Genomic DNA, 14,729 nt, shown 5'->3' with positions numbered 1-14,729 from the left:
TGGACCTGCCGCGTATCGGGGGTCAGCGCGTCAGCTCGACTTCCTGGAGACGCCGCAGCTTCTCCGGGTTGCGCACCAGGTAGAGCCCGGTCACCAGTCCGTCGTCGACGCGCGCGGATGCGATGACGTCGGTCTCGCCACCGATGATGAAGCGCAGGCCAGGTGTGCCGTTGACCAACACCTGCTCGACACCGCCGTCCTCCGGATAGACGCTCGCCAGGAAGCGCAGCACCTTCTCGACGCCGACGATCGGTCGCAGGGCCGCCTTGCGCAGGCCGCCGCCGTCGGTCAACAACACGACATCCGGGGAGAGCACGTCCATCAGCCCTTGGAGATCGCCGGTCTGCGCGGCTTCCAGGAACCTCGCCGAGACCTCCCTTCGACGCGGCGCATCGATCGTGTCTCGCGGTCGCCGTTCGGCCACGTGATCCCGAGCACGTTTGGCGATCTGCCGCACCGTCGCGGACGACTTGTCGACCGACTCCGCGATGTCGCCATACGAGAGCTGGAAGACCTCGCGCAGCACGAAGACGGCGCGCTCGACCGGGGACAACGTCTCCAGCACCAGCAGCATCGCCGTCGAGACGCTGTCCGCCAGTGCGACGTCGTCGGCGACGTCCGGTGTGGTGATCAGCGGCTCCGGTAGCCACGGCCCGACATACGACTCGCGACGGCGTGCGACGGAGCGGATCTTGTTGAGCGACAGGCGGGTCGTGATGCGCACGAGGTAGGCGCGCGGCTCGCGCACCGTTTGCGGGTCGACGTCGTTCCAGCGCAACCACGTGTCCTGAAGGACGTCCTCGGCGTCCGCGGCCGAGCCCAGCATCTCGTAGGCGACGGTGAACAGCAGGTTGCGGTGTGCGACGAAGCTGTCTGTCGCCGCTGCGGATTCGCTCACGGCGTCGATCGTATGGCGAGTGGCAGCTCGCACACGTCTGAAAAGCCTTGTGACGCAAGACCGGCCGCCGAGTTGAAGCGCGACCGCATGTTCTCCAGGGCGATCAGTTGGGTCAGTTCGACCATCGCCGGTGTCCCCAGCGCGTCGATCAGCTCCGAGACCATCTCGTCGGTCACCTCCAGAGGGGTGACGCTCATCGCTTCGGCATACTCCATGACCTGCCGCTCCAGCGGCGAGAAGACATCCGACTCGCGCCAGCGCGGCACCTGCCGGACCTTGGCGAGGTCGAGCCCGTCGTTGTGCGCGGTGAAGTAGCCGAAGTCGAGACACCAACTGCAGCCGATGACGCCGGCAGCCGCCATCGTCGCGTAGCTGTGCAGGCTCGGGTCCAGCTTCTTCCAGCGCTGCACCTTCTGCTCGATGCCGAGCACCGCACGCATGACCGGCTTGTTGTGGAAGTAGACGTAGCCGTTGTCGGGGATCTCGCCCCACTTGCGGCGGGCGTAGGCGCGCATCGCGGCGCCGTACAGGCCGGTGATGGGTGCCTTGGGGATGCGGAACGAACTGGTGGTGGGCATGTCAGCCGCCTTTCGTCGGGTCTGTTGCCCACCAGACACCGCCCGCGCCCGATCTGTGACAGCGTCAGCCGGCCGGTGGCGGATCCACCGGCAACAACGCGGTGTATGCCGCCACGCGCCGCGCCCCGGGGGAGCCCGCGCCGGCCCGGCGGTAACGCTCCATGACTTCGGCCATCTCCGCCGCGAGAGCCGTCAGTTGCTCGGTGGTCACGAGCACGGCATGGTCGGCGAGCCCGCAATGTTCCTGCCAGGTGTCCGGCCAGCTCGCGCTGTCGTCGATCCAGGCGCCGGCGCGCTCGGCGAAGTGCTCGACGTAGTCGCGCTGCAACCACTGCTCGGCCGCGAGGTCGTCCTCGTCCATCGGCTCGGGCTCTGCGCGGCCGGCGGGCTCGGCGGCCGCCCATACCCGGCGCCGGCCGGTGCCGGTGCCGGTGTCCTCGATCAGTCCCGCCTCCGCCAGGCGGCGCAGGTGGTAGCTGGTGGCGCCGGTGTGCGTGCCGAGCGCCACGGCGAGTTCGGTCGCGGTGGCGCCACCGTGCACCCGCAGTTGTGCCAGCAGCCGGGACCGCAGCGGGTGTGCGAGGGCGCGCAGTTGATCGGATCCGGTGGATCGGGACGGCGACATACATGCACAATAGTTGTGCATACTTAAGGTGTAAACCATCGGCCGCCAGGCGTCATACAGCCGAAAACCGTTGGTGGCACGGCGGATCCGGTCGATTTGGGCGGTATGTCGGCGGCCCGTAGAATTGACGACTGTTGTGCTTCGTGCGCAACCACTGACACACAGGGCGACCACCGGTCGCTCCGAGTCCACGATCAACAAGAAAAGGCAGACTCGTGCGTACCTTCACGCCCAAGCCGGCGCAGGTCCAGCAGGACCGCGTGTGGCACGTCATTGACGCCTCCGACGTCGTTCTCGGCCGCCTGGCCTCCCAGGCCGCGATCCTGCTGCGCGGGAAGCACAAGCCGACCTTCGCGCCGAACGCCGACACCGGTGACTTCGTCATCATCATCAACGCCGACAAGGTCGCCCTCACCGGCGCCAAGCTCCAGAAGAAGAAGGCCTACACCCACTCCGGTTTCCCGGGCGGACTGAAGACCACCTCCTACACCGAGCTGATGGCCAAGAACCCGGCCAAGGCGGTCGAGAAGGCCATCACCGGCATGATTCCGCACAACTCCCTCGGACGCCAGCAGCTGGCCAAGCTGAAGGTTTACGCCGGCCCGGAGCACCCGCACGCCGCGCAGCAGCCCAAGCCGTTCGAGATCACCCAGGTCGCGCAGTAAGCGCCCGCCGGACTTCCAAGGAGAATTGACAAGATGACCGACCAGACTCAGGTCGACGTCCTGGAGGACGACGAGCCCCAGCTGACCAACTACACCTCGGAGTCGTCCACGGACGTCGCCGGTGACGAGCCCAAGGCTCGCCCCAGCGCCTCCGCGCCTGGCGCCGCCACCGGCCGTCGCAAGCAGGCCATCGCCCGCGTGCGCATCGTGCCCGGCACGGGTGAGTGGAAGATCAACGGCCGCACCCTCGAGGCCTACTTCCCCAACAAGGTGCACCAGCAGATCGTCAACGAGCCGCTGAAGGTTCTCGAGCTCGATGGTGCGTATGACGTCCTCGTGCGCGTGCACGGCGGTGGCCCCTCCGGCCAGGCCGGTGCCGTCCGCCTCGGTGTCGCCCGTTCGCTGAACGGCGTCGACGAGGAGCTGAACCGCCCGACCCTGAAGAAGGCAGGCTTCCTGTCCCGTGACGCTCGCGTCCCGGAGCGCAAGAAGGCCGGTCTCAAGAAGGCCCGTAAGGCTCCGCAGTACAGCAAGCGCTGATCTGACGCCTCGAAGCACATGCAAGGGCCCCGGCGAACCAGTTCGCCGGGGCCCTTGCATGTGCTTGCCGTCGTGCAGATGTAGGCGTTGATCCGTATTCCTCGCAACATTCCTCGCAACGCGTGGGTCGTCATCATTCCTCGCGACACGTCGGTCGTCATCATTCCTCGCAACGCGTCGGTCGTCATCCGGATGGCAGGTCGGCTGGTCCTTCAGTTGCGTCGGCCTGTGCTGTCGCCTTACGTCCCGAAGTGCCGACGGTCGGTCCGTTGGGACGGCGTCCGGCGCGGGAAGAGTGCCGAAGTGCGGACGGTCGGTCCGTCGGGACGGTGTCCGGCGCGGGAAGAGTGCCGAAGTGCCGACGGTCGGTCCGTCGGGACGGTGTCCGGCGCGGGAAGAGTGCCGAAGTGCCGACGGTCGGTCCGTTGGAACGGGATCGACATACGCCATACAACCTTCGGGGCGTGTCATACGTCATACACGATGTGACGGGGCGCACTTCGGTCCCGTCGGATTTACCGACGGGACCCGCCGTCGCTTACCCTGCTGAGGGCTGTTCTGCGGCCGCCGGTGGCGCGTGATGCACCGGAATCTTCGAGAGTTTGAGGTGATCCATGGGGCGCTTGTTCGGCACCGACGGTGTGCGCGGCTTGGCCAATCGGGACATCACGGCCGAGCTCGCGCTCGACCTGTCGGTCGCAGCCGTGCGGGTATTGGCCGAGGAGGGCGAGTTGGCCGGACACCGGCCCACTGCCGTCGTCGGGCGCGACCCGCGCGCGTCGGGTGAGTTCCTGGCCGCGGCGACCATCGCCGGCCTGGCATCGGCCGGCGTCGACGTCTTCGACGCCGGGGTCCTGCCGACTCCCGCGATTGCCTTCCTGACGGCTGCAGCGGGTGCCGATATCGGCGCGATGTTGTCCGCGTCGCACAACCCGATGCCCGACAACGGCATCAAGTTCTTCTCGCACGGCGGGCACAAGCTGCCGGACGCGACCGAGGACGCCATCGAGGCGCGGCTGCGTGGTGACTGGGAGCGACCGGTCGGCGATCAGGTCGGCCGGGTCAAGCCGTTCCCCGAGGGCGCCGAGCAGTATGTCGCCCACCTGCTGGGCGCCATACCGCATCGCCTGGACGGGCTGCACGTGGTGCTCGACACCGCGCATGGTGCGGCGAGTGAGATCGCGCCCAAGGCGTTCGAGCGCGCCGGCGCCCAGGTCACGCTCGTCGGCGCCGCACCGGACGGCCTCAACATCAACGACGGGGTGGGCTCGACCCACCTGGAGCACCTGCGCCGGATGGTGCCGGAGGTCGGCGCCGATCTCGGCCTCGCCTTCGACGGGGACGCCGACCGCTGCCTGGCCGTCGACGCGACCGGCGCCGAGGTTGACGGTGACCAGATCATGGCGATCCTGGCGCTCGACCTGCACGAACGGCACGCGCTCGCCGGTGACACGCTGGTCGCGACCGTGATGAGCAACGAGGGCCTGATGCAGGCGATGACCGGCGCGGGCATCACCGTGATGCGCACCGACGTCGGCGACCGCTACGTGCTGGCGGAGATGCGCCGCGGCGGGTTCTCGCTCGGCGGCGAGCAGTCCGGCCACGTCATCATGCTCGAGCACGGCACCACGGGCGACGGCGTGCTCACCGGGCTGATGCTCGCCGCGCGCGTCGCTGCGACCGGCACCACGCTCGCCGACCTCGCCGCCTGTATGACGCGCCTGCCGCAGTGCCTGGTCAACGTCCCTGGTGTCGACAAGCACGCGGTCGACGGACATCCGGTGGTGCAGTCCGCCGTCGCCCAGGCGCAGCGCGACCTGGCCGGCCTGGGTCGGGTGCTGTTGCGCAAGTCCGGCACCGAGCCGGTCGTGCGTGTGATGGTCGAGGCCGCGTCGCCCGAGCGTGCCCAGCAGATCGCCCAGCAGTTGGCCGCGGTCGTCGCCAGTGAGCTGGCGTTGGCGCCCGCCTGATCGGCCTACAGACACCGAAGGGGTGTGCGGAGCGATCGCTCCGCACACCCCTTTCGTCGTATGACGAAGAAAGTGCTTCGGCTCAGGCGGCCGCGGTGGCGGCGGCTGCTGCGTGCACCAGCGCGTCGACGGTGGCCTGCAGGGCCGTGCCGACCGGCTGGTGCGTGCTGAGGTCGACGCCGTCGAGCTCAGCCAGTGCGAACGTCGCACTCGCATCGGCCAGGGGCAGGCCGCCGGCGATGGTGACGGCGAGGTGGGTGTGTTCGACCACGGTCGAGGTGTTGTGTGCGGCCGAGGACACGGCGACCGGCTTGCCGCTCAGCGACGACTGGCCGTAGGGGCGGGACGCCCAGTCGATGGCGTTCTTGAGCACCGCGGAGAGTGTGCCGTTGTTGGCAGGTGACAGCAGGAGCGCTGCGTCGGCTTCACCGAGCTGGGTGCGGAGGCGCTGAACGGCTTCCGGTGCCGGCTCGATGTCCTGGTCCTCGTTGTAGAAGGGAAGGGTGTCGAGGTAGTCGACGATCTCGACCTCGGTGCCCTCCGGCGCGAGACCGGCAGCGACGTCGGCGAGCCGGCGATGGATGGAGGCGGACCGGGGGCTGCCGACTAGCACTGCGAGCTTGGTGGTCATGGGAGGTACCTTTCAAAGCGGTGGGGGACATTCCGAGGAGCTAAACGGACCATAGTCCGTTTTTCTTCCGGTGTGCAACCCCGAGGTCGTCCGGATGGGAGAATGTGGTCATGACCACACCGCGACAGCTACCCATGGCGGCCGCGCCGCCACGGGTCCGCCGCGATGCAGCGGCCAACTCCGACCGCATCCTGGCTGCGGCGCGCGATGTCATCCGCTGTGAGGGCATCGAGTCGCTGACCATGGACCATCTTGCGGCGCGGGCCGGAGTCGGCAAGGGCACGATCTTCCGGGCCTTCGGCAACCGGTCGGGCCTGTTCGCGGCGCTGACGGACGAGGCCGAGCGGACCTTCCAGCAGGAGTTCCTCTCGGGCCCGCCACCGCTCGGGCCTGATGCGCCGCCACTGCAAAGGCTGCTGGCGTATGGCGAGGGGCGCCTGCGTCTCTACGCCGTGCACGGACCGCTGTTGAAGGCCGGGTCCCAGGACGGGAGCGGCAGGTTCGACGTCCCTGCGCGTCAGTTGTCCGCAACGCATGTGCGAATGCTGTTGCGGCAGTGCGGTGTTCGCGACAATGTGGACGTCCTTGCCGAAATGCTGCTCGCACCACTGGAACCCGACGTCACCGATCACCTCCTCTCGACGCGCAACGTCACCCTGGAGCACGTGGTTGCCGGCTGGCAGCGCGTGGCGGTTTCGCTCGTGCGCTGAGCGCAGCCGGCGTCGGGACGAACCGGCACGGATCATGACGCCAAACGACGGAATGCACTGCCGTGGAACACCAACGGCGGCCGGGATTCGTCCAGGTCGAGGTCATGGACGCCCAGCACGACGATGTCGTGATCGCCGGCCGTGACGACATCCCGGACGGTCGTTTCCAGCAACGCGGTCGCACCGTCCAGGAACACTGCTCGGCGGGTGGTCGCACGCCAGTCGACGTCGGCGAACCGGTCGACGCCGCGCGCTGGGCACGCGCCCGGCGTGTTGCTGTGCCACGGACAGCACGCTGACGCCCAGGTGCGACGCGGCACGCAACGCGGGCCAGGTCGTGGAGGTGTGTGCAACGCACACCGAGACGAGTGCGGGCTGCAGGGAGCCCGACGTGAAGGCTGGCGACCATTCTTGCGGATGGCCGTCGACCACGGCGGCGAGCGCGGTCACGCCCGTCGAGTGCGCCCCGAAGACCCGGCGCAGATGACCGGTGTCGATGGAGGGATTCGTGATGACGCTCATCGCTGCTGCCACTCCTTTGCGAGCAGTTGGAAGGATCGGACACGGTCGTCGTGGTCGTGGGTGATCGTGGTGACCAGTAGTTCGTCGGCGCCGGTCGTTTCCTGCAGCACCTGCAGCTGGTCCGCGACCTGTCCTGGCGTACCGACGAACTGCGTGGCGAGGCGATCGGCGACCAGGGCGAGATCGTCGTCCGACCGCGGCAGGGCTCGTGCCTCTTCCGGGGTCGGGAACGGTATGGCGCCCGCGCCCGTCCGGATGCTGCGCACCCACGGTGCATATCCGGTCGCGAGTTCCTTTGCCGCATCGGCTGTTTCGGCGACGACGACATCTGCGGAGACGATGACGTGCGGGCTTTCCAGCTCAGCGCTGGGCCGGAAGTGCGACCGGTATGCCGCAACGGCCTCGATGACGCTCGCCGGCGCCACGTGGTAATTCGCGCCGAAACGCAGTCCATGACGGCCCGCGAGCTGTGCGCTCTCGCCGGCGCTGCTGCCATGGACCCAGACCTGTAGCGGAGCCCCCTCTCCTGCGACGGTGGCGGCCTCGCCGTTCGGGTGGCGGTAGGTGCCGTCGCGCAGGGCCAGCAGGTCGGCCACCTGCTCGCCATACGGCTGCGGCTTGTGGTCGGGCCCGGTCAGCAGGTCCCGTTGGAGGGCGAAGCGGGGCGAAGCTGCGAGACGCTCGAAAGAGAACGGAGGAGGCACGACCAGGCCACCGGGCAACACCTCGGTCTGCGAACGTCGCGGTGTAGGCGTGACCGGTGGGCGCCCACCCGATCGGCCCAGCCCCAGATCGATACGTCCCGGGTGTGCCGCATCCAACAGCCCGAACTCCTCGATCGTCGTCAGTGCGGAGCGGTGACCCATCTGCACTGCCGCGGCACCGACGCGGATGCCGTTCGTCGCCGCAGCGGCGAGGCCGATCGTCAATGCGGGCGACACCCCTGCAACGCCGGGGTTCAGGTGATGTTCGGCGAACCAGTAACGGGCGTAACCGAATTCCTCAGCCTGCCGCGCCAGGTCCACGCTGTTGCGCAGCGCGTCCCGCGGATTCGATCCCGACGACACGTGCACCAGGTCCAGGACGGACAGTGGAACGCCGGTCACGATGCAACTCCGTGGGCACGCGCCGAGCCGACGCCGTCACGGAGCGGTGGCAGGCCGAGATTCTCCCGCAGCGTCGTCCCTTCGTACGACGTGCGGTAGACGCCGAGCTCCTGGAGCAGCGGGATCACCCGGTCCACGAAGGGGTCGAGCCCCGTCGGCGTCAGATGCGGCACGAGGATGAAGCCGTCGCAGGCGTCGTTCTGCACGAAATGATTCAGCTGCGACGCGATCGTCAGGGGTGACCCGACGAAGCTCTGTCTCCCGGTGACCTCGATGACCAGCTCACGGATCGAGAGCTTCTCTGCGACTGCGCGCTCGCGCCACTCTCGGGCGGTCGCGACGACATCTTCGTGGCGACGGACACTCGCGCGTCCCTTGGCGAGGGTGTTCTGTCCCGGCACCGGGTCGACCTCGGGCAGAGGGCCCTCGGGGTCGTACGACGAGAGGTCCCGGTTCCACAACTGCTCGAGCACGTTGATGGCGGTCTGCCCGCTCACCTGCTGCCGCCGTATGGCGTGCGCCTGCTCCTGCGCCTCGTGGTCCGTGTCGCCGACGACGAAGGTCGCGCCCGGGAGGATGAGCAGATCCTCAGGGCTGCGACCGTGCTGTGCCAGTCGGCGCTTCACGTCGGTGTAGAACGCCCTTCCGGCGTCATACGTGCTGTGTCGACTGAAGATCGCGTCGGCGTTCGCTGCCGCGAACTCACGACCCTCGTCGGAGTCCCCCGCCTGGAAGACGACGGGATTCCCCTGTGGGGAGCGCGGGACGCTGAAGCGGCCCCGTATGTCGAAGTGCCGATCCGCGAATTCGTAGGACCCTGCGGCCGGATCGGTCACGAAGGGATCCGTGCCGCTGTCGGTGCCGAGGTCTCCGGCGGACCAGGAGTTCCACAACTCGCGGGCGGCGCTCAGGAACGACTGGGCACGCGTGTAGCGATCCTCTTGCGCGAGATAGCCGCCACGGCGGAAGTTCTCCCCGGTGAAGGCGTCCCAGGAGGTGACGACGTTCCACCCCGCCCGGCCATCCGACAGGTGATCGAGAGTGGCGAATTCCCTTGCCACGTCGAACGGCTCGTTGAAGGTGGAGTTGATCGTGCCGACCAGTCCGAGGTGATCGGTGACCGCGGCAAGCGCAGCGAGCACTGAGAAGGTATCGGGGCGTCCCACGACATCGAGGTCGTAGATCCGCCCGTGTTGTTCGCGCAGGCGGAGGCCCTCGGCGAGGAAGAGGGAAGTCGAACTTGCCGCGCTCCGCGTTCTGGGCGAAGTGCCGGAATGACTCGAACTCGATGTGGCTCCCTCCTGCGGGGTCGCTCCAGACGGTGGTGTTGTTGACGCCCGGGAAGTGGGCGCCGAGTCGGATCTGCTTGACGTTGCTCATGATCGAGTTCGTCCTTTCACGCGGCCGAGTAGCGGCTGGCGGGGCGCGGGAGCCCGAAATGCTCGCGCAGTGTGGTCGTCGTGTAGTGCGGTCGGAAAGCCCCACGTTGTTGCAGTCTCGGCACGAGATCGCGGGTGATCCGCTCCAAGTCGTAGCGCGCCGAGGCGGGACGCAGCCGGAAGCCGTCGACGCCGGCTGCTGACCACTCGAGGAGTTGGTCGGTGAGACCGTCTGGAGTGCCGACGAAAACTGCTGCATCACTAGCGAATTCGCCACCGGCGAGTTCGTCGAGGTCATCCTTGCGGGCGTGTGCTGCCGTGGACGTCCGGTCCAAGAAGACGACGAGGTCCGCGAGCACTCGGATGTCGCCGGGGTCGCGGTCTGCGGCGACCGCCTCTTTGCGTATCGCGGTGGCGATGCGGGCGGCGTCGGCGGCGTCTCGGGGTGTCGTCAGACCGATGTCGGCGTCGCGACCGATCAATGCGTAACCGCGCTCGTCATGGGCACGGACCGTAATGACCGGCTGGCCTTGTGGGGGTCGCGGTGTGATGGACGGCCCGCGGACGGAGAAGTTCGGACTCTGGAAGTCGATGTAGTGCAGCCGGTCTCGGTCGATGAATCGTCCGGTGTCGACGTCTCGGATCTCTGCGTCGTCCTCCCAGCTGTCCCACAGACGGCGGACGACCTCGATGTAGTCGGAGACCTCACCGAACGCCTCCTCGGCGTCAGCGGAGCCTGCTTCCGCCCCGTGAAATCGGGGTGTCGGTCTCCGGCCGATGTTGGCGAACTCGCGTGGGTCAGCGCTCGTGCGGACGCGCAGCCCTGCGCGGCCCGAGGTCACATGATCCAGGGTCGCGATCGACTTGGAGATGTGGAACGGCTCGGTGTGTGGGGCGATCGCCGTGGGTACGAGGCCGATCCGGTGTGTGACCGGACCGATCCGCGCAGCGATCAATGCCGGATCGAGGGTGCCGTGCACGATGTCGACGGTGTCGCCGTCTTGCTGCCGGCTCGCTGCGAACCGATCCTCGAGGGTCACGAGGTCCAGCAGCCCGCGCTCGGCCTCCTGGACCAGCTCCGTCCAGAACTGAGGGCTGAACAGCTCGGCCGGCTGCAACGTCTCGTGGCGCCAGGCGGCCGGATGCCATCCCGCACCGTCGAGGGCCACTGCGAGATGAATGGGGTAGTCGGTGGACATCAGCATCACCTTCGTCTCAGATGCGGAGTCGCGAAGAGGCCAGCACCGGGAAATCCGGTGGGGGAGACCGGGATTCGCGCTTGCGGCACCGGCGGTGCCGCCGGGTCATCACCTGGAGCACCCCACCGCGGAGGAGGGTTGCCGGACAGCAAGCCAGGGCTTGACGCTGCCTCTCGTGACCTGGGAGCGAGACTAGCCCGCTCGTCGCAATCTGTCTAATGCATAGCGGAAAGGTAGGGATTGCGAAGAGGGTCGTGCTGCCCGATTCGCCGGTGGATCAACGTGGCAGCCAGGCGTCGTCGGCGTCATTCAGCTTGCGGACTCTCGCCGGCAGTCGACCCGCGACCAGTTGGGCAAGGCTCACCGTGTCCAGCACAGTCCGCATGCTCGAGCGGAGTGCAACCCAGAGATCCGGCAGATGCGTTGCCACGCCTTCGTATTCGAGCTCATGAGGTCGGATGCCATGCACTTCCGCGAGTGGCCCGTCCACGCTACGGATGACCTCGCCCACGAAGATCTTCGAGGGGTCCCGGGTCAGTGCGTAACCACCCGCGCAGCCCCGCTGGGTCTGGACCAGTCCGCTGCGTCGCAGCTGACTGAGGATCGCTTCCACGAATTTGCGTGGCATGTCCTGGTCGCTGACGATGCGATCGATCGTCAACAGATGCGGGTATGCCGCAGCGAGCTCGAGGGCACTACGGACCGCGTAGTCGCTGCGTGCCGTGATTTGCACGGAAGGAACCTCTCTGGCGGTCGGCTGAGGGCTCTCACGATAACGGTCTGTCGGAGGGTGGGGATGGTGCCCATATCCCACTAAATGGATAGAGCATTAGAAATACTTGCCTAAGTCAAAACAGACGGTTATGTTTTCGGCAGGTGATGAGCGACAGCGTCAAGCCCTGGCTGGCTGTCCGGCAACCCTCCTTTCGCGGCGGGGTGCTCCAGGTGACCACCAGATGGGACCACGGGCTTCGTGGCTCCCATAAGCGCGACGGTGCCGGCACATTCCGTTCGTCCCAGAGGCGACCGGTGGTGTCCAGGTGACCATCACGTGATCCACGAGAGCGATTGCAGCGTGAGGATTTCTCCAGATGTCCCAAGTACTCGCCGACCGGGTGTCGGCAACCCCGAACGAGCAGCCGTCGGAGAGCGCGACCGACGGCCTGGTCGGCGCCCGACTCGTCACCCGGCGGCGCCCTGCACGGTGGGTGGCGGCCGCGTTGGCACTCGTCCTGGCTGCCATGCTGGTCAACACACTGATCACCAACCCTCGCTTCGAGTGGGGTGTCGTCGGTGACTACCTCGGTAGCTCGGCGATCCTGCGTGGTCTGGTGCTCACCCTGTGGCTGACCGCAGCCGTGATGGTGAGCGGATACGTCCTCGGCATCGGGCTGGCGGCGCTGCGACTGTCCGACAACGCGATCCTCCGCACCGCGTCCTTCGGCTTCGTCTGGCTCGTGCGGTCGGTCCCGCCACTGGTGCAACTGCTCTTCTGGTTCGAGATCGCGTCGCTCTATCCGCGACTGTCGTTCGGCATACCGTTCGGGCCGGAGTTCGTGTCCTTCCAGACCGCCCATCTCTTCTCGGCGCTCGCCGCGGCATACGTGGCGTTGACGATCGACGCCGCAGCCTTCGCCTCCGAGATCATCCGTGGTGGGCTGCTGTCGGTCGACCACGGCCAGACCGAGGCGGCCTCCTCGATAGGCCTGTCCCGGTGGCGGACCTTCCGTCGGGTGGTGCTCCCGCAGGCGATGCCCTCGATCATTCCCGCTTCGGGCAACATGCTCATCGGGATGCTCAAGGCCACCTCGCTGGTGAGCGTCATCGCCGTGCAGGATCTGCTCGGCGCCAGCGAGCTGATCTACAACGACAACTTCAAGATCATCCCGCTGCTGCTGGTGGCGACGATCTGGTATCTCGTGCTCACCACCCTCCTGTCGATCGGGCAGTTCCTGCTGGAGCGGCATTTCGCCCGGGGAAAGCGGCGCGGACCGACCAGATCACTGCCGACGGTATGGCGGGACAGTCTCAGCCTGCTCCCGCACCGCCGCGTGGCGAAGGCGGGTGGTGCGGCATGAGCGACACGATCGCAGTCGCGAGTTCTGAGGTCCGGATCCGCAACCTGCACAAGGTTTTCGGTGGCCGCGAGGTTCTCAGTGGCATCGACCTGGACATCCCGGCGGGCAGCGTCACGGCCATCATCGGACCGTCCGGATCCGGCAAGTCGACGCTGTTGCGCTGCATCAACCATCTGGAGCGCCCCGATTCCGGTTACGTCGAAGTCGGTGGCGAGGTGATCGGTTACCGGCCGGAGAAGGGGCGGCTGCGCGAGCGGTCGTCGCGAGACATCGCGCGGCAACGCGCCTCCATCGGGATGGTCTTCCAGCAGTTCAACCTCTTCGGGCACCGCACCGCCGCGCAGAACATCGCCGAGGGACAGCTCGCCGCGGGCGTTCCTGCCGCGGCCGCGAGGGCACGAGCGGGCGAGTTGTTGAAGCGGGTCGGACTCGCTGGTCGGGAGGGTGCGTATCCGAGCGAGCTGTCCGGCGGGCAGCAGCAGCGGGTCGCCATCGCGCGGGCGTTGGCGCGGGACCCCAGGCTGATCCTTTTCGACGAGCCCACGAGTGCGCTCGACCCGGAGCTCGTCGGTGAAGTGCTCGCAGTCATCAAACAATTGGCGACCACCGGCATCACGATGGCGATCGTCACACATGAGATCGGTTTCGCCCGTGAGGTGGCGGACCAGCTCGTCTTCCTCGACGGCGGTCAGATAGTCGACCGCGGTGCACCCGCGGACGTCCTCGACAACACCGACAACGAACGCGCCCGTGCCTTTGTGGCAGCAGTCCTTTAGCGAATCTGGAGAAGATCATGAACACCGCAATCACCCGTTCCCGCCTCCGACCGCGCACAGCCCTCACGGCTGCGACCGCGCTCGCCCTGGCTGGCTCCCTCGCCGCCTGCGGTTCGTCGTCGGGAGGTTCGACGTCCGGCGGGGGAGCTGCTGGCGGCGGCAAGGCGGCCGCAGCGGCACCGGCCGACTTCACCGGCAAGATCACTGCGGACCCGACAGCCCGGAAGTTGTTGCCCAAGAGCGTTGTGAAGTCCGGGATGCTCATCCTGGGGACCACCCAGGTGACCGGCACGGCGGGGCTGCCGCACGCCGGCGTGGTCGACGGCAAGGAGGTCGGTCTCGACCTCGACATCCGCGCCGCGATCGCGAAGAAGCTCGGCATCAAGTGGCAGGTCGAGAACGGCACGTTCCAGACCATCATCCCTGGCGTGCAGAGTGGGAAATACCAAGTGGGACAAGGAAATTTCGGCGTCACGAAGGAGCGGGAGAAGGTCGTCGACTTCGCGACATACCTGAATGACGGCCAAGCTTTCGTCGGCAGCAAGGACGTCAAGGTCTCGCACGTGAAGAGCCTGCTGGACGTGTGCGGCCTGAATGTCGCGACGACCAGCGGCACGACCTTCCAGAAGTTGTTGACGACCTCCGCACCGAAGTGCGCGGCGGCCGGGAAGAAGCCCTACAAGGTCCAGTACTTCTCTGACACCGCACCGATCTATCTCGGTCTGCAGAACGGCAAGGTCGATGCGTTCTTCGGGCCGACGCTGAGCCAGAAGGTCGTCGTGCAGAAGATCAAGGGCACAAAGTTCCTCGGCCAGGTCGCCCAGACGCCGGTGGGCCTGGTGACCGCGAAGAAGTCGCCGATCGCCCCGGCGATCCAGGCGGCCGTCAACGACCTGATCAAGGACGGCACCTACGCCAAGATCTTCGCGAAGTGGAAGGTCGGATCGTCGGTCATCAGCACATCGCAACTCAACCCGCCCGCTACGTTCTGACCCCGGAAAGGCCGAGACATGACAATTGATCAGATCACTGAAGATGCTGAAACCGTTGAC

At 67.2% G+C, this 14,729-nt stretch carries 15 protein-coding genes, 1 pseudogene and 2 riboswitches; of the genes and pseudogenes, 7 read left to right on the top strand and 9 right to left on the bottom strand.

Features of this window, described 5'->3' with window-relative positions:
* Positions 1-22: 22 nt before the first annotated feature.
* The 3 genes from IEX71_RS20710 to IEX71_RS20700 form a co-directional block, all read right to left on the bottom strand.
* A complete protein-coding gene (locus IEX71_RS20710; protein ID WP_229749920.1) occupies positions 23-898 on the bottom strand; it encodes an RNA polymerase sigma-70 factor in 876 nt (291 codons plus the stop codon).
* Positions 895-1,476, bottom strand: a complete 582-nt coding sequence (locus IEX71_RS20705; RefSeq protein ID WP_188838976.1) for a carboxymuconolactone decarboxylase family protein — start codon at positions 1,474-1,476, stop codon at positions 895-897. Before IEX71_RS20705 ends, IEX71_RS20710 begins: the two co-directional genes overlap by 4 nt.
* Positions 1,477-1,540: 64 nt before the next feature.
* On the bottom strand, positions 1,541-2,101 hold the full coding sequence (locus IEX71_RS20700) for an ArsR/SmtB family transcription factor (RefSeq protein WP_188838975.1): 561 nt from the start codon (positions 2,099-2,101) through the stop codon (positions 1,541-1,543).
* Positions 2,102-2,316: 215 nt separating this feature from the next.
* Here IEX71_RS20700 and rplM point away from each other — a divergent pair, with 215 nt between their 5' ends.
* The 3 genes from rplM (at position 2,317) to glmM (ending at position 5,276) form a co-directional block, all read left to right on the top strand.
* The gene (gene rplM / locus IEX71_RS20695) at positions 2,317-2,766 is read left to right on the top strand and encodes a 50S ribosomal protein L13 (RefSeq protein WP_188838974.1); all 450 of its coding nucleotides are present in this window, start codon (positions 2,317-2,319) and stop codon (positions 2,764-2,766) included.
* A gap of 33 nt (positions 2,767-2,799) precedes the next feature.
* Positions 2,800-3,306 (top strand): 30S ribosomal protein S9, encoded by a 507-nt coding sequence (gene rpsI, locus IEX71_RS20690; protein ID WP_188838973.1) that lies wholly within the window; start codon positions 2,800-2,802, stop codon positions 3,304-3,306.
* Between the two features lie 614 nt (positions 3,307-3,920).
* Positions 3,921-5,276, top strand: a complete 1,356-nt coding sequence (gene glmM / locus IEX71_RS20685) for a phosphoglucosamine mutase (protein ID WP_188838972.1) — start codon at positions 3,921-3,923, stop codon at positions 5,274-5,276.
* 82 nt (positions 5,277-5,358) lie between these two features.
* On the opposite strand, the gene IEX71_RS20680 is transcribed toward glmM, so the two are convergent.
* On the bottom strand, positions 5,359-5,907 hold the full coding sequence (locus tag IEX71_RS20680; protein ID WP_188838971.1) for an NADPH-dependent FMN reductase: 549 nt from the start codon (positions 5,905-5,907) through the stop codon (positions 5,359-5,361).
* A 110-nt stretch (positions 5,908-6,017) separates the two neighbouring features.
* Between IEX71_RS20680 and IEX71_RS20675 the strand changes: the two genes are divergently transcribed.
* On the top strand, positions 6,018-6,617 hold the full coding sequence (locus IEX71_RS20675) for a TetR/AcrR family transcriptional regulator (protein ID WP_188838970.1): 600 nt from the start codon (positions 6,018-6,020) through the stop codon (positions 6,615-6,617).
* Positions 6,618-6,649: 32 nt separating this feature from the next.
* On the opposite strand, the pseudogene IEX71_RS20670 reads toward IEX71_RS20675, so the two are convergent.
* The 5 genes and pseudogenes from IEX71_RS20670 to IEX71_RS20650 form a co-directional block, all read right to left on the bottom strand.
* Positions 6,650-7,139 (bottom strand): annotated as a pseudogene (locus IEX71_RS20670) (flavin reductase family protein).
* Positions 7,136-8,245: an LLM class flavin-dependent oxidoreductase gene (locus IEX71_RS20665; RefSeq protein WP_188838969.1), complete on the bottom strand. Its 1,110-nt coding sequence runs from the start codon at positions 8,243-8,245 to the stop codon at positions 7,136-7,138. Before IEX71_RS20665 ends, IEX71_RS20670 begins: the two are co-directional and overlap by 4 nt.
* Complete coding sequence (locus tag IEX71_RS20660; protein ID WP_308421001.1) at positions 8,242-9,450, bottom strand: NtaA/DmoA family FMN-dependent monooxygenase; 1,209 nt, start codon at positions 9,448-9,450, stop codon at positions 8,242-8,244. Before IEX71_RS20660 ends, IEX71_RS20665 begins: the two co-directional genes overlap by 4 nt.
* A 191-nt stretch (positions 9,451-9,641) precedes the next feature.
* A complete protein-coding gene (locus IEX71_RS20655; RefSeq protein WP_188838968.1) occupies positions 9,642-10,823 on the bottom strand; it encodes an LLM class flavin-dependent oxidoreductase in 1,182 nt (393 codons plus the stop codon).
* A gap of 71 nt (positions 10,824-10,894) precedes the next feature.
* Positions 10,895-11,004: riboswitch (SAM riboswitch) on the bottom strand.
* 96 nt (positions 11,005-11,100) lie between these two features.
* Positions 11,101-11,556 (bottom strand): RrF2 family transcriptional regulator, encoded by a 456-nt coding sequence (locus IEX71_RS20650; RefSeq protein ID WP_188838967.1) that lies wholly within the window; start codon positions 11,554-11,556, stop codon positions 11,101-11,103.
* A 142-nt stretch (positions 11,557-11,698) separates the two neighbouring features.
* Positions 11,699-11,818: riboswitch (SAM riboswitch) on the top strand.
* Positions 11,819-11,914: 96 nt separating this feature from the next.
* On the opposite strand from IEX71_RS20650, the gene IEX71_RS20645 reads away from it, so the two are divergent.
* Genes IEX71_RS20645 through IEX71_RS20635 form a run of 3 tightly spaced genes read left to right on the top strand, consistent with a single transcriptional unit; the run spans position 11,915 to position 14,669 of the window.
* Positions 11,915-12,901 carry an amino acid ABC transporter permease gene (locus IEX71_RS20645; RefSeq protein WP_188838966.1) on the top strand — a complete coding sequence of 329 codons (987 nt, stop codon included), beginning with the start codon at positions 11,915-11,917 and terminating at the stop codon, positions 12,899-12,901.
* A complete protein-coding gene (locus tag IEX71_RS20640; RefSeq protein WP_188838965.1) occupies positions 12,898-13,677 on the top strand; it encodes an amino acid ABC transporter ATP-binding protein in 780 nt (259 codons plus the stop codon). Before IEX71_RS20645 ends, IEX71_RS20640 begins: the two co-directional genes overlap by 4 nt.
* A 17-nt stretch (positions 13,678-13,694) precedes the next feature.
* Positions 13,695-14,669 (top strand): transporter substrate-binding domain-containing protein, encoded by a 975-nt coding sequence (locus tag IEX71_RS20635; RefSeq protein WP_188838964.1) that lies wholly within the window; start codon positions 13,695-13,697, stop codon positions 14,667-14,669.
* The last annotated feature ends 60 nt before the right edge of the window (positions 14,670-14,729 follow it).

It is taken from the genome of Flexivirga endophytica (assembly GCF_014640635.1).
Taxonomy (GTDB): domain Bacteria; phylum Actinomycetota; class Actinomycetes; order Actinomycetales; family Dermatophilaceae; genus Flexivirga; species Flexivirga endophytica.
This window is presented reverse-complemented; position numbering and strand designations above follow the sequence as displayed.

Excerpts from the sequence above, each read along its gene's own strand:
- IEX71_RS20705 (WP_188838976.1), bottom strand. The coding sequence starts at position 1,476 with ATGCCCACCACCAGTTCGTTCCGCATCCCCAAGGCACCCATCACCGGC.
- IEX71_RS20700 (WP_188838975.1), bottom strand. The coding sequence starts at position 2,101 with ATGTCGCCGTCCCGATCCACCGGATCCGATCAACTGCGCGCCCTCGCA.
- rpsI (WP_188838973.1), top strand. The coding sequence starts at position 2,800 with ATGACCGACCAGACTCAGGTCGACGTCCTGGAGGACGACGAGCCCCAG.
- glmM (WP_188838972.1), top strand. The coding sequence starts at position 3,921 with ATGGGGCGCTTGTTCGGCACCGACGGTGTGCGCGGCTTGGCCAATCGG.
- IEX71_RS20680 (WP_188838971.1), bottom strand. The coding sequence starts at position 5,907 with ATGACCACCAAGCTCGCAGTGCTAGTCGGCAGCCCCCGGTCCGCCTCC.
- IEX71_RS20675 (WP_188838970.1), top strand. The coding sequence starts at position 6,018 with ATGACCACACCGCGACAGCTACCCATGGCGGCCGCGCCGCCACGGGTC.
- IEX71_RS20655 (WP_188838968.1), bottom strand. The coding sequence starts at position 10,823 with ATGTCCACCGACTACCCCATTCATCTCGCAGTGGCCCTCGACGGTGCG.
- IEX71_RS20645 (WP_188838966.1), top strand. The coding sequence starts at position 11,915 with ATGTCCCAAGTACTCGCCGACCGGGTGTCGGCAACCCCGAACGAGCAG.
- IEX71_RS20640 (WP_188838965.1), top strand. The coding sequence starts at position 12,898 with ATGAGCGACACGATCGCAGTCGCGAGTTCTGAGGTCCGGATCCGCAAC.
- IEX71_RS20635 (WP_188838964.1), top strand. The coding sequence starts at position 13,695 with ATGAACACCGCAATCACCCGTTCCCGCCTCCGACCGCGCACAGCCCTC.